The 14,653-nt window shown below is 36.2% G+C and carries 9 protein-coding genes; 1 reads left to right on the top strand and 8 read right to left on the bottom strand.

Translation table 11 applies throughout. The features are described 5' to 3' along the window. The first annotated feature begins 106 nt into the window (after window positions 1–106). Window positions 107–544 (top strand): hypothetical protein, encoded by a 438-nt coding sequence (locus tag FTU03_RS12215; RefSeq protein ID WP_179993100.1) that lies wholly within the window; start codon window positions 107–109, stop codon window positions 542–544. Between the two features lie 81 nt (window positions 545–625). On the opposite strand, the gene FTU03_RS12210 is transcribed toward FTU03_RS12215, so the two are convergent. From FTU03_RS12210 to FTU03_RS12175, 8 genes are all read right to left on the bottom strand, one after another. After that, window positions 626–1,477, bottom strand: a complete 852-nt coding sequence (locus FTU03_RS12210; RefSeq protein ID WP_179993101.1) for a thymidylate synthase — start codon at window positions 1,475–1,477, stop codon at window positions 626–628. A 182-nt stretch (window positions 1,478–1,659) separates the two neighbouring features. Next, window positions 1,660–3,573 carry an ATP-dependent helicase gene (locus FTU03_RS12205; protein ID WP_179993102.1) on the bottom strand — a complete coding sequence of 638 codons (1,914 nt, stop codon included), beginning with the start codon at window positions 3,571–3,573 and terminating at the stop codon, window positions 1,660–1,662. A gap of 1 nt (window position 3,574) precedes the next feature. Further along, on the bottom strand, window positions 3,575–5,398 hold the full coding sequence (locus tag FTU03_RS12200; protein WP_100355639.1) for an ATP-dependent endonuclease: 1,824 nt from the start codon (window positions 5,396–5,398) through the stop codon (window positions 3,575–3,577). A gap of 25 nt (window positions 5,399–5,423) precedes the next feature. Then, the gene (locus tag FTU03_RS12195) at window positions 5,424–8,879 is read right to left on the bottom strand and encodes a DEAD/DEAH box helicase family protein (protein WP_179993103.1); all 3,456 of its coding nucleotides are present in this window, start codon (window positions 8,877–8,879) and stop codon (window positions 5,424–5,426) included. A gap of 246 nt (window positions 8,880–9,125) precedes the next feature. Continuing rightward, a complete protein-coding gene (locus tag FTU03_RS12190) occupies window positions 9,126–10,358 on the bottom strand; it encodes a PD-(D/E)XK nuclease family protein (protein WP_179993104.1) in 1,233 nt (410 codons plus the stop codon). A gap of 10 nt (window positions 10,359–10,368) precedes the next feature. Next, window positions 10,369–11,739, bottom strand: coding sequence for a WYL domain-containing protein (locus tag FTU03_RS12185; RefSeq protein WP_179993105.1), 1,371 nt, complete (start codon window positions 11,737–11,739; stop codon window positions 10,369–10,371). Window positions 11,740–11,920: 181 nt separating this feature from the next. Continuing rightward, window positions 11,921–13,093: a restriction endonuclease subunit S gene (locus tag FTU03_RS12180; protein ID WP_179993106.1), complete on the bottom strand. Its 1,173-nt coding sequence runs from the start codon at window positions 13,091–13,093 to the stop codon at window positions 11,921–11,923. Then, window positions 13,093–14,574 (bottom strand): class I SAM-dependent DNA methyltransferase, encoded by a 1,482-nt coding sequence (locus FTU03_RS12175; protein ID WP_179993107.1) that lies wholly within the window; start codon window positions 14,572–14,574, stop codon window positions 13,093–13,095. Before FTU03_RS12175 ends, FTU03_RS12180 begins: the two co-directional genes overlap by 1 nt. Between the last annotated feature and the right edge of the window lie 79 nt (window positions 14,575–14,653).

The following is a 14,653-nucleotide window of genomic DNA, read 5'->3' as shown; positions in this document are numbered from 1 at the left end:
TTCGCAAGAGATGCGATGGATGTCTGATGATTTGTAGTCATAAATTTTAGTCCCCACTTGTTTTTAAGTGGGGACTAAATTAAGGCTTATAGGATGAATTCATAAGGTGTGTTCAGCGGACGCTTACAAACTAAAAGCAACTATTGCACAATTATGTAAACTTACAGGAATTCATCGGAATACTATTAGAAACCGATTCGAACCTATCGAGAAACTTAAAGAAATTAAAGAGGCACGAATAAAGAAAGCAAAACAGAAAAAAGAAAAACTGGCTTTAAATAGTGCTGAGAATGAAATGTCACCAGAGAAGTTGTTAATACAAGCAAGAGCTGAACTTATCTACTGGTTTAATGAATATCAGAATATGAAAAATCAATGTGATCATTTCGAGCTTCAGTATAAAGAAATGAAACAATCCAAAGATTATTATAAAAAATTATACAAAACCGATCAAAATTTACTCTTAGAGGCTGAAAAAGAAATTAAGAAATTAAAAGAATTATTAAAATTTGAGGGTATTTATATCAGTCCTCTAAAACATTAATATGAAAATAAGGTTTTCTGTTGAGATAAAGTTTTTAAACTTTTGCCCAACAGAAATATTTTTATCTTCAAATAAACTTATTTAGACTGAAAACGGATAAGCAATAGGTTCATGATATTGATAACCTTCAACTTCAAAGTCATCTAATGTCACCCATGTTTCAATATCTTCAAGCGTTTTAATTTCAGGGTTGATATGGAGTTTTGGCGCAGGATAAGGTTCACGTTTAAGCTGAACATCACGCATGAGTTCTAACTGATCCTCATAAATATGCGCATTCACAATCTTGTGATAAGCCTTTCCAGCTTTATGTCCTGTAATTTGAGCCATCAGAGCTAACAGAGTAAAAACCTGAATTTGGTTAAAATTTTGGCCCAAAGGTACATCACACGAACGTTGTGATGATGTTAAGTAAAGTGTATCCCCTACCAAAGAGAAGGTATGAGTATGCATACAAGGTCGTAGGCAACCCATATCAAACTCCCCTGGGTTATAGAAAGTCAGAATTTCACCACGGTCATCAATACCTTCGCGTAAGTCATCATAGATCTTACGAAGCTGGTCAAACTCTTTACCTTCAGAGTTACGCCAATGGCGCCCTTGGACTCCGTATACTCGCCCCATATCGTCTTCACCTTTACGATGAGGGTTAGCTAACCAAGCTCCATTTTCGTTAGCATTTGCATTCCAAGTATTACAGCCAATAGCTCTAAACTGAGCAGCATTATCATAACCACGTAGGTAGCCTAATAATTCTGCAATTGCTGCTTTCCAATAACTTTTTCGAGTGGTGACTAAGGGGAATTCATTCGCCCCTACGTTGTACTCTAGATCAGCATTAATAACGGTTAAACAACGCTTTCCAGTCCGTTCATTTTCAACCCACACGCCTTCATCAACTATGCGTTGACACAAATCTAGATATTGCTTCATTTAACCACCTAAATATTACCAACCAAGATTCCACCAATATCACATTTATGTAATATTCAGACAAAATATTGGTCAAGTTTTCCCAAAAAATATTATTTTTCATTGCTTTGTAATAACCATGAAATCTAACATTAATGAGCTAATTCGATATTATAGAATGTTAAGTGTTTGTTGCACAGACCTCAAAGGCGTGCTTCATGACCCCTTTCCATTTCAATCATAAATCTAGATTTTTTCTGTTTTTTTATATCACCCCAAGGCATTTTCCTTTGCTTAGGATAAGAAACATATAACCATCTTTTTGCCCTAGTTACTGCAACAAATGCACTATTTCGTTCATCTTCGAATTGCTCTTTTGAAAGTGCCCGATAATCTGGGAATACCCCTTCACACATACCTATTAAGAAAACAATATCTTTCTCTAAACCCTTCATAGTATGAACTGTACTTAAAGTTAAACCTTTGTCGGAATTACTTTCAGAAAGCTGCCCTAACACTAATGCATTCCTAAAGGCCGTTAAAGAGTCTCCTACTCCTTTTCTTTTAAAGATTGTCCATGTGTGATTAAATTCATCTAGCTCTTGGATACTTAATCTAATATCTTCATATTTGGCATCTGAAACATTTGATTGTTTTTCAACCAAAATAGTAAATTTCTCACGAAAATCTTTGATTAATTTTGGTATTTTGGGATCATCGATCTCCAATTTATAAACAGCGATTAATAATTCTGATAACAGTTGACGATTGGGATCACTAGAAATATTTATTTTATCCGCTAATTCTAACAACGCTTCATTATTCCAATTTAAAGGTTCCTTTAATTGGAGTAGTTGACATAATTTTTTACCACTCACCCAATCCTTTGGATTCAGCTTAATTCGAATAGAAAAATCTAAGGTCTTAGCAAATTTAGTCGAAGGTTCAAGCAGTCTTTCTCCTTTCTTCAGAGAATAGGCAATATTATTATCTCTAAGGACTTTCTCCAAGCTATTAAATACAAAACGATTTCTAGCGATAACCACCATCTTATCAAGTGTGATTTCACCCTCAATCTCATAATGTATTCTCATTTGAAGTAAATTTTGTATCTGAGCTACGACCCCTTTAGCTTCCTCTATCTCATTCTCATACTCATTAAAATGTACTTGCCCCTCTAGAGCGTACTCACTTACAACCTGAGAATCCGATTTTAGCTTATTCACAACTTGAATAACTTCTCTTGTACTTCTGTAGTTCTCTTTTAAATCATATTTTTTTGGTAAAAAATCCCTTACAAACTCATCACATAGATATCTATTAGATGATCCATTAAAACCATAAATCATTTGATTAGGATCACCAACCATAAAGATACTTTTTAATGTGTCACCACAAAAAGCCTTGATAAACTCATACTGTATTTTATTAAGATCTTGAGCCTCATCAACACAAATATGTTTATATTTTGCTCTGTAAATTTTGGCTATCCAATCATGTGTTATCAATATTCGATGCGCATATACTAAAATATCATCATAATCAATTCCCCCACTACGAATCATTGAATCCTGATAATCTAGATATATTTTCCATACATTTTTATTTTGATAGAGTTCAAAGACCTCAAACTCCGTAAGAAGCTCTCTTTTAATATGAGCAAAGATCTCTAAATATCTCTGTAGTGCCTTTTCCCTATTTCTCAGCTCTTTCGTATCTGTAACATTTAAATATTCATCAACATCAATGCCATCTTCACGTAAAGATTGCATGAAAATTTCCATTTTATCCTGATCTCTTTCGTAAATATGAAGATCCGTTGGTAATCCAACAGTATGACCATATTTCTCAAGAATTCTTTGTGCAACTGAATGAATAGTAGTAATCCAAGTTCTCTCTTGAATATTTTCTTCTTGAGAAAGTCTCATCAACATTTCATCAGCAGCTTTATTTGTAAATGTGAAAGCAATAACTCCATCCTTCTTAGTCAATGCCAATATATACTTAATACGCTCTGTGAGAACCCTAGTTTTTCCTGCTCCCGCAGAGGCAAGGACTTGAATAGCTATATCAACTGGTGCTTTCACAATCTGAAGCTGTACCTTTGAGAGATTCATATCAAGTTCCAGTAATTATTTGTTGAAAAAGATCTTTTACTTTTTGTGGTAAGTTATCAACAGGTAAAGATAATAAACTTTCAGCAATAGCTTTTGCATACTGAGGTTTACTTGAATCCAAAATATCAAGGATCGCTCGTTTTTTTCCAGCGTCACCATCGTAGTCTCTAATTTGAGATTCAAATATAAATTGGTTGCATGTTGTGCATGGAGGTTTACTAGATTTAACCTGTCTTAATGGAGTGCCATTCTTAAGCTCTATCCAATGTTGTAAATACTCTTCACCATTAACTTCTCTAATAGTATTTTCTATTAACTCTGTATAATTCTGATCTAGTAAGTATCCTTCAAAGTCAGTACCATCTAGAATAATAATATTATTGCAGTTCTCTAAATCCACTTCTCCAAAGACTTTCTCATAATTTTTCTTTAGTTGTTGTACAGTCGCTGGCTCACCATCAGAAAATATAAAAACAGGAATATCTAGATCCTTAGCTAACGTTAAAAATGGAAGATATCTAGCTCCAGAACCGTTTACTCCAACGAAATTTATTCCCAATTCAAAAGCAGTTTTCCCTGAATATGCCTCAAATAATAATGGTAAAACTTGTTCTTCTGTTTCTCCTTCAGAAAGCACTATAGCTTTTGAAAACAATAATTCACCTCTAGAATGAATTACCTCACGTTTTATTTTCCTTAAATCATCGCCCTCAAAATTTTCTCTTAATTGAAATACTTTGACCGAATCATCAATAATTTTTAAATATCTAATCTCATTAACCTCTGCCAACCCCGCAATATAAGGAGAATGTGAACTAATAATTACTTGACCATGTGAATTAATTAGTTGCTTATATAATGTCCTTTGAGCATTTGGATGTAAATGTGCTTCAGGCTCTTCTGCTGCCATAATTGGAAACAAAGGTTCCATTTCTTGTTCATGTTTAGATACTAATAGCTCTGTAAAGGCTTTAACAGTCAACATTGATGCCCAACTTCTCGTCCCCATTCCATGATATTCCATAGAAAATGAGTTATCGGACGAGCTTCCATAATGCACACTGAATCTTTTTGAAAGATCTCTAATTCTTTTAGGAAATGGTGTGAGTTCGGTTTGCCCATCACAATTCAAAGAATGGTTTAATGTATCTAAATGATTCTTTAATTGTTTTAATGGATCGCTCTTTTCAATAGCCGCCTGATTCACCTCAGCTACCATTTGCTCAAGCGAAGCAATATCGTTTTGACTATACTCTACGCTAGAAAGAACACGACCGATAAAAGAAGATTTGTCTTTTAATTCACTATAAATATCACGTTGTGCATCAATCGAAATAAATGGTACACAATCTAATTTTTTCTTAAATTTATTATTCGTATTTATGTTTGTACTTTGCCAATTATCGTACTCTGGCCAATGATCTAAATGGTATCTTTCAACAAGATATCCCCCTTTAATTGAATCAGGTTTTACTATAGTTCTAATACCAACAAATTGCTGACCATCAACTTGTGATTGGATCTTATCTGCAAACTCTTGCTGCCATTCTTCAGAAAAAATCTCTTTTTGTTCCTCTTCTTCGAATGGGACAAATCTTACATCAATAATTATTTTCTTTTGATCATATATATATTGATTTACATGAAAATCTTCATCTGACAAATAGCGAGAATAATCTCCTAATGCTAACTGAAGTGCTTTAATTACCGAAGTTTTACCAGCATTATTTTGCCCTAATAGTACCGTGACTTTGGATAATGTCATTTCAATATTCGAAATACCACGAAAACCACAAATTCTGACTTTATCTAACAATATACCCAAGACATCCCCCTCCTAAATAATATAACTAAGCCACCGCACTTTCATTAAACGCTTCAACAACCCCAAATATGTTGTCAGCCTCTGCATCACCAAACACACCATCAATCCCTTCATAGTGGATTTGATTAAACGGTGGTTCATAAAGTTGTGATGATTCTAAAGTTCCCCGAATAGTTAAATGTTCAACAATCATTTCTATGAAACGAATTTGCTTCTCGTTATAAGTTGAACCTTGTAAATACTTAGAGAACGCCTGTTGAACCGCTTGACGATCTAAACCAACGAGAGAGCGAATGAAAAGAGGAAGAGGTTTATCTGTACCAAAACACTGCTCGAACTTCTCTTTGCTTTCAACTTCCTGAGCTTCAAAAACGAATCGTTCTAGCTCACTTAGATCAGTTGGTGTTAGTGCTAAACCACGCTTTAACTTAGCAATAGTAATATGATCTTCATGAGCTTTGATGAAGCTCTCAACTCGTTTTCGGTATTGAGCAATGTTTACACCGCTTGAAACCACGGGGATATCAACTTCAGTCGCTTCACCAATCTCATCATCCAGCATCGAGTAGACAATCGTTGATGTAGATTTCTCAATCAGCTTCACCAAGCCTCGGATACGTTTACGCATCGACTCTAGCATTAGAACTGTAATGCCTTCCCAGTACGCTTCAGTTTGCATTTCTTGAATTAAGTTAATCTGTGATGCTACTGCAGGGATATTTTCTTTAGTTTCCAACTTAGAAGCAATTTCGATGACTTTGTTTGCATAACTAGCGGCGGCCTTGTTGTTCTTATTTAATACGGCAAGTTCAATGTTATAGCAGAGCATGTCAAACAGTTTAGCTTCTAGTGCTTCGGACTCTAGTTCATTTGGAAGTTTAGAAACATGCTCTCTTAATGTACCAATAGCTAGGTCATCTAAACTGTCCCAAGCTTCATCCTTTTGAAAATACTCTACATGCTCTAATTCAGATTTCACGATGAAGTTGTCCTTGTTCATGGACTTCACTTCTGTTTGTAATCCTTGCAGGATTTCTTTCCGCACTACGTTCAACTCATTTGCTTGTTGTTCTACTTTAGAGTCAGATGTGTTCAGCAAACTTAGGATATTTAATCGAGCCTTAAACAAGCGTTGACCCAATGGTTCTGTAGTAGATACAGGGGCACCATCTGGGTTCTCATTGAAGTATTCAAAGTTAGAACAATAATCGAAAATATAGAATTCTGTTTTGTCATGCTCTGGAGCAAATAAGTCCTTACACAAGCGAGTACCACGCCCGATCATCTGCATAAATTTCACTTTAGAGCGTACCGCTTTAAAGAATACTAAGTTGACCACTTCAGGTACATCAATGCCTGTATCGAGCATATCCACTGAAATCGCAATCTGTGGCTCAGGTAAATCTTTCTTGCTAAAGTCATCAATTAAGCTTTGTGGATACTTAGTGGCATGAGTAATGACACGGGCAAACTTGCCATCATATTGCGGATAGTTTTCATTGAAGCGATCAGCAATAAACTGGGCATGTTTTTGATTTACGGCAAAGATAATGGTTTTACCAAGACGATCACCGCCTTCGGTTTTAATACCATTTTCCATCAAGTGCTTGAGCATTAAATCAATCGTGCCTGTATTAAACAGCTCTTTATTAATCTTGGATGCTGAGACTTCTTCAGGTGCATCTTCATCGCCCCAATTTAGGCTATCCCAATGTTGTTTTTCTTCTTCAGAGAGTTCGTCATATTTCACGCCTTCACGCATGAATTTAAGTGGAACTGAATAAGCTTTAGGTGGCACGAGATAATCATCTGCAATGGCTTGATCGAGGTCGTAGTAATCGGTTGGGACACCGCTTTCTAAGCCAAAAAGTGCGTATGTATCACGATCTACTTCATCTCGTGGCGTTGCGGTTAAACCAACAAGCAAACTATCGAAGTATTTAAAAATCTCACCAAATTTTTGATAAACGCTGCGGTGGGCTTCATCAATAATAATCAGGTCAAACATGCCTGTACCGAATTTACGTGTGCCATCGGCATTCATTTCATCAATCAAACCCATCATGGTTTGATAGGTCGAGAAATACACTCGACCAACTTGATTTTTATCCTCAAGTAAATTGACGAATGAAGCATCTTTTAAATTGGCTTTAAAGGCATTGTGCGCCTGATTGACCAATGAAGTACGGTCTGCAAGGAATAAGGCTTTTTGCACCACATTGGCTTTCATCAGCACATCGACCAGTGCAATGGCAGTACGTGTTTTACCTGTGCCTGTTGCCATAATCAGTAAGCCTGCACGTTCTTTACGTTGATAGGCTGCAAGCATGGCTTTGATGGCACGAGTTTGGTAGTAACGCTCTACAATGTCCGCATTGATCGGGAAGCTACTTAAATCAGGGTTGTTCTTACGTCTTTCGATCAGACGCTTGAGTTCTGCCTGCGTATAAAAACCATGTACTAAGCGTGGTGGGCCACCTTGCACATCATTCCAAATTCGGGTTTTGTAGCCATTGGTATAGAATATGACAGGTCGTTGTCCTGTTTGTTGCTCTAAACAGTCTGCATAGAGTTTGGCTTGTTGTTGTCCAATATCAGGGTCGGTCGATGTGCGTTTTGCTTCAACCACAGCCAAAGGCAAGCCATTGGCATCATACAGCACATAATCCACTGCACCTTTACCCGATGGACTCGGCATACCTGTTACAGCAACTTCCTCTCGAACCGATGTACCTATTTCCCAGCCTGCTTCTTCAAGCATGAGGTCAATTTTAAGTTTTCGAGTTTCGTCTTCTTTATAGTCGGTAGGGTCTTCGATTTTGCTGTTGGCAATCTTGGCTTGTTCAACGTCTGCACGTTTTTGTGCAAGTTCAGCATCTATATTAGCTAATAGTTTTTCACGTTCTTCTAAGTTTGCAGATTGTTCAAACAGGCGTTGTTCGAGTTCTCGTAGCGCTTTGTGTTGCTCTGCAAATTGCTTTTCTTTGGCTTCGGTTTCTTTCTGTAGTTGTTCTTGGTTGGCGGTGATTTGTTGGGTGTTGTCAGTGTTTGGAATCAGTTCAGTTTTAAAGATATGCGGCTGCGAACGATCTTTTGATGGTGATCCATAGTTACGTTCAAACCAGACATACATCAAAAATAAATGGCTGATGTGTCTTACCGTTTCTTCAGTGGTGAGTTGTTTGAACTTTTTCCCATGTACGGCACTGTTGCCGACCATGCGGATATTATCCATTTTGTCCCAAATATAGGGTGGAATCAGGTCTTTAAATTTTAGATCATTAAGTAGGTTGTGTAGTGAAGCATCATAAGGCTGAGTGAGCTTTTTATCGTATTGATACAGCCATAGAACAAGGTTTTCAAGCGATGTTCTTGCCGCAGCGAGAGCAAATTGTGGGGAGATATACACGAGCTTTTCAGCTTCTTTTGCTGTGACTGCCAAACTTGGAAAGTCTGATTCTAAAAACTGAAAATTGCTCATCATTCCCTCAAATATTTTTTTTAAATATGCTTTATTTCCATACTATAACTGAATCAACCTTTTGATTTAATAACTAATTATCTAAAGTATAAGGTTAATTTCAATAATAGCTTTATAAAAATAAAATACAGGCAACTCGTAGCAGCCTTAAAACCGTCTGTAGCTGTGCATTCAAGCTAAAAATTTACGCACTATACGGATGTTTAGAATCCGTATAGCTCATTTGCCTATAAAAAGTCGGAGACTTTAATGGTTAGTTACACCGCTTTTATTCAGAATTTTTTTAATGACAGGGTAAGCTTTTTCTACAAATTCTTCAGCAGTGATAGATTCATTTTCTTCAAGTAAGAGCACATCATAGTGTTCATCTTGTTCAAGAAAAGGAATGTTCTCATTTTTTAAAAATGCTTGAAATTCAAGTGAGTCTTGTTTTTTTATGTATTTTGCTTTAAATCGACGACACCACAAACTGGTGTATGCGGTACTTTTATAAATCTCGAATTCTAATTGATAATCATCTTGTATCGTATGCAACGTTTTACTATTTAATGAGCCTCCTATAGAAGATAAATCTCCCTCATATTTTACAAACTCAGCAACATCTGAGAAATAATCTAGCTCTCGATCTTTTAACAAATCAACAATATCGCGTACTTCTTTTTCATAATACTGATATACCGACTCTTTATTTTTTTCATCTTGAATGCTTTCTAGAACTTCACGGTTATTGCGGTAAAAATTAACGATGTCCATTTGCATTTTTGCATACTCCGAATGTGGGTTAAATTTTTCAATTGCTGAAATATAATCAATGAGATAGGTAAGATAGTACTGATCTGCCTGTAAGCTTTTTTGTCCCAGCTCTTTTAAAATATGTTTAGATAATTCAAAGTGCGTAATGACGGTAAAATTTTCAGGTGCTGCTTCTGGTTCTTTTATAACTAATAGAATAAATTTTAGTTTTTTATCCTTAGGATTGTTGGCATGCGCATGTGAAACATAATCGTCAAACGGATTATTATTTGCATGATGGTGAATCTTATTTTCAATCACGAGGATGTGTTCGTCAGTTTCAATCCAAAGGTCTATACGTCCTTGTCCAGTCCTTTCTTCAAGAATGATATTTTCAGTATGGATCTGATAGGGAAAGCTTTCACCCATCACACTAAACAACGCATTGACTACAAGGTCTTTTAAGTTATGTTCTTCTTTGCTGTCCATAAAAAATGCAAGTGTCTTTGAGCTTACATTTTCTAAATGGCTTAGCCCCATTATTTCAATAAAGGACTTGCGATGTGTTTTAGTCAGAGGCAGCTTCTTAAAAGATTGAATTGCATTTTCGGCCCGATAAATACTTAAAGGTATAAATGAATCTTCTTCCTGATCTAAAGGCGATGCCTCAATCAGTTGTTTAAATTGCTCTAAACTACCCTGAGCGGTCTGCAAATCTAGTGGTATCACATGAGCATCTTCCATCATGTGTCTCTCCTTATTTTTTAATTAAAACCGAGTATTTGCCTGTATCTTCGTTACTTTTGATAAAACCTAGTTGTAACATCTGATCTATGATTTCTACCGCCGAGTTGTAAGAAATAGGTAATTTTCGTCGAAGTTCGACAGCACTAATTGTTTCTTGTTTGCTAATTAATTGAATCGCTTGTGCGAAACAATTATGAAGGATTAGTTGATTGTCAGCTTCAGGTTCAGCAAGAATGCTTTCAAGCGTTTGTAGCTCACATTCTTCATCAAAACATTCATCGAAATCTTCATCCCATTCCATCTTGTCTTCATTTGTTTCTATTGCATAGTTTTGTGCCATTTCTATAATTCTATTTTTGACTTCTTCTCTTAAGTCCTCGGGGTATTCGACCTCAATCCATTGAGCCTTTTGCACCAACCATTCAAGGAAAGATTGAGTAATAGGCATTTCAGCGGTTAAGGTAAAATAAGCGTCTGCATCATCATTCCATATTTGCTGTGATGGATGAATTTCTGAAAATTTCAGCTCAGATAGTAAAACATTTGAGCAATTCAACTGAATTTCTTTCGGTTGATCATCATTGTAGAAACCTTCAAACTCATATTGTTCAATTGCTTTTTGCATATCAATATCTTGTATATCGATGCTTAAACTTTCTGGCGTTGGTTCTGCATGTAAAATTCGATGCATGGTAAAGGTACGAATCTGGATTTTACGATTATGATTAATTTTAGAAGCGATGAGATACTGCTTTCTGCCTCTCACGATGACTCCGTGCGGCTTGATCGTATAGCGTGTAGCTTCTCGTTCAAAAGCTTCAGGGTGATATAAAATTTCTAACCATGAGTTATCTTGGTGAATGCACTTAAAAATAAGTTCTTTAATTTCATTTTTTGGATTGAGATGCGTTTGAAAAGCCCCGTCCAACGCAAAGCCAAATTTTGTCAGCCATACATTTTTGTTTTTTAGATCTAAAACGTTTTGAGCTTGTTCAAACTGTTGAGAAAGTGTCTTTTGCCAAGATTCTGGGAAATAAGGTTTTAAAAAGTTGTAACTATGAATAGTTGCAAGTGATTGAAACTCATCTTGAATAATATTTTGTTTATTTAAATTGAGTTGAGCATCTGGAGATAAGCGGTAACAAGCAGAACGACGACCGCTTGCTACGACTTGATCTATATGTCCTCGATGCAAAATTTCATTTAATGTTTTTAAATCACGTTGCAGAGTTTTACGCGGAGCATGGAATGGTTCATAGGTTGTTTTTAAGCTTTCTAGTAAATCTTCGATAGAAATATGGTGATTTGGCGACTTCGGTAATGCCTGAAAGACATTTAAAATCCGAAAAAATTGGGATACGAAAGATTCTTTTGTATTCATAGTTTTATGCTTATTTCTTGAACTTGGTTTAGCATAATGCATTTGATAGACAAGATTTGTCTCGCTATTAAATTTTTATATTTATTTTAAGTAGATTTTAGAGGGGATATACACAGGCTTTCCAGCTTCTAAAAACTGAAAGTTGCTCATGTATATATTCCCTCATATTTTTAATTAAATGTTATAAAGTGCCGTTAAATGCTTGGTTTTGTAATGCGCTAAACAATTGATTTTGCATATCTAGCTGTTTATAAAGACTTTGCTTGTGTTCTTCAATATTTAATAAAATTTTAGACCACTTTTCTTGTAAATCTATCGGTGGCAGAATTACAGGTACACTATTACAAACAGATTTATTCATATACGGCAAAGTAGTTGATGTCGCACGAGAAAACATATAATTCTTTTCAAATGGTAAGCAGAACATTAAAAATTCAGGTGTTATCTGCTCAAGACATTGGTAACTATGTAATTGTTGATTCATCACAAATTCATTGTTTGCAATACTTGTAATTCCAAGATTTCCTACACAACTCATCACAACACTTTGAAATGGAATTACTTTTGCTCGAACATCATCTATTTCAGTTTGTGTTAGTCCCATTCGTTTTTTTGACTGAGATGTATAACCTAGAGAATTTAAGTCATCTGTAGTAATCCAAGGAATAGAGCCCGTGAAACTTTTGGGCTTATCTCGTCCAGGAACTATACATGTTGTCACCTTGCCGACTTCTACCTTTTCCCATCCTTTAGGATTACTGACAGGATCGCCAAACATTTCAATAAAGGTGGATTGTAAAAGCTGATCTAACTTTTCAATCGCTTGCTGCCGTTTTTGGCGTAGCTCATCCGCTTGATCTAAAATAGATGCAATTCGGCGTTGTTCTGTAAGTGGTGGGAGTGGAATTTCTAAATCATCTAAATGCTCATTCTTTAGATTATTAATGTTTGCACCAGCAGCTAAATTAGAAATAATCTGACGATATTTTTGAGTCTGAAAATAATTAGCAAAATATCTTGGATCAACTAACTCAGTATTTGGGCGAAGTATCTTACAAAATGCACCAAATCCTGCATCGATGTCTTCTTTTGCCGAAGCAGCCTTACCCACTAAACTAATACTTCCACTTGATGCAGCAATAAGTACGTCACCTGCTAAGATTCTTTGCTTTTCGGAAATTTCACTTTCAGGAACATAAACAAAATCTTCTAAAATCAGACCTTGTTCTTGAATATTATTAGCTCTTAAAACAGGTAAATATCCTTCTTGCATATTCGAAATAGCATCATTTTTTGAATAGGAAACACCACGAATTTGAGTAGAAATATCTCCAATTTTTACAATTTGAGTCATTATTTCAACAACTCCTTAAGCGTAGCCATACCTTTTAAAATATCCTGCTCAAGTGCTTCTAAATCCGCCAAAATCTTGCTTGGTGCTTCATATTCCACTTGCTCATATACTACTTCCTTATAACGGTTAATCGACAGGTCATAACCATTGGCAGCAATATCAGCTTTATCCACCATAAAGCTTTGCTCTCTGGCTTTACGAGTGCTTTCTGCTTCTAAGTTTTTAAAACGAGCAATAATGTCAGGAATGTTGTTATTTTCATGCTTTGAACTATCTAGCTCATTGCGCTTATCATCAAGCGAATAACCATCCGCCTGCATATCATAAAACCAAACTTTGTCCGTACCGCCCGACATGGTTTTGGTGAAAATCATAATGGCAGTTGAAACCCCAGCATAAGGCTTAAATACACCAGATGGCATCGAAATAATGGCTTCAAGCTTTTGCTCTTCTACGATCTTTTGACGCAAATCTTTATGCGCTTTCGATGAACCAAATAACACACCATCAGGCACAATCACCGCAGCACGACCGCCAGTTTTAAGTAGACGTAAGAACAAGGCTAAAAATAGCAATTCGGTCTTTTTGGTTTTGACTACGGCTTGAATGTTCTTGGCACAGCTTTCATTGTCCAAACTTCCTGCAAATGGCGGATTGGCAAGAATCAGACTGTATTTTTCCGCAATATGTGAATGCGTTTCACTCAAAGAATCACGGTTTTCAATACGTGGGTTTTCAACACCGTGCAGCATCATGTTCATTGAACCAATACGAAGCATAGTGCTATCAAAGTCATAACCAAAAAAAGTTTCTTCACTAAAGCGTTTAGCTGCTTCAGGATTGGCAAAAATCTCAGTACTGTAATGATCGTTTAAATATTCACTTGCAGCGACTAAAAAGCCTGCTGTACCACAAGCAGGATCACAAATGGTATCGGTTGGCTTAGGTTGCATCAGCTCCACAATCATCTTGATGATATGGCGAGGCGTACGAAACTGACCGTTTTGACCAGCTGATGCAATTTTACCGAGCATATACTCGTAAATATCGCCCTTGGTGTCTTTATCATCCATGGGCACATCGGCAACTAAATCCACCACTTTGGTTAAAAGCGCAGGCGTAGGAATGGTAAAACGCGCATCCTTCATGTGATGGCTATAAGTGGTTTCGTCTTCTGCACCTAAGTTTTTAATGAAAGGAAAGACTTCATTGGCAACGGTATTATATAAAGTTGCAGCATCGCCTAAAGTAATAAACTTTGACCAACGAAGATGATCTTGTTCAGGCGTGAAAATTGGATGTTCTACAGGCTTCTTTAAACGGTTGGCTTTCTTTTCTTTGGTGATCTGAATTTCATCCAGTCGGCGAATAAATAGCAAATAAGTCATTTGCTCCATGACTTCTAAAGGATTGGAAATACCGCCACTCCAAAATGCATTCCAAATCTGGTCAATTTTGCTTTTAATCTCGCCTGTAATCACGCTGATGACTCTCAAATTTCTTTGAGGGTATTGTGGGAGAAATTAAGAGAAAAAGCTATGGATAAGGAATGCAAATAAC

The organism is Acinetobacter sp. YH12046 (assembly GCF_013419905.1).
Lineage (GTDB): Bacteria > Pseudomonadota > Gammaproteobacteria > Pseudomonadales > Moraxellaceae > Acinetobacter.
The sequence above is the reverse complement of the archived record's forward strand: the minus strand, read 5'-3'. Positions and strand labels throughout refer to the sequence as shown.

Excerpts from the sequence above, each read along its gene's own strand:
- FTU03_RS12210 (WP_179993101.1), bottom strand. The coding sequence starts at position 1,477 with ATGAAGCAATATCTAGATTTGTGTCAACGCATAGTTGATGAAGGCGTG.
- FTU03_RS12190 (WP_179993104.1), bottom strand. The coding sequence starts at position 10,358 with ATGATGGAAGATGCTCATGTGATACCACTAGATTTGCAGACCGCTCAG.
- FTU03_RS12185 (WP_179993105.1), bottom strand. The coding sequence starts at position 11,739 with ATGAATACAAAAGAATCTTTCGTATCCCAATTTTTTCGGATTTTAAAT.
- FTU03_RS12205 (WP_179993102.1), bottom strand. The coding sequence starts at position 3,573 with ATGAATCTCTCAAAGGTACAGCTTCAGATTGTGAAAGCACCAGTTGAT.
- FTU03_RS12195 (WP_179993103.1), bottom strand. The coding sequence starts at position 8,879 with ATGAGCAATTTTCAGTTTTTAGAATCAGACTTTCCAAGTTTGGCAGTC.
- FTU03_RS12180 (WP_179993106.1), bottom strand. The coding sequence starts at position 13,093 with ATGACTCAAATTGTAAAAATTGGAGATATTTCTACTCAAATTCGTGGT.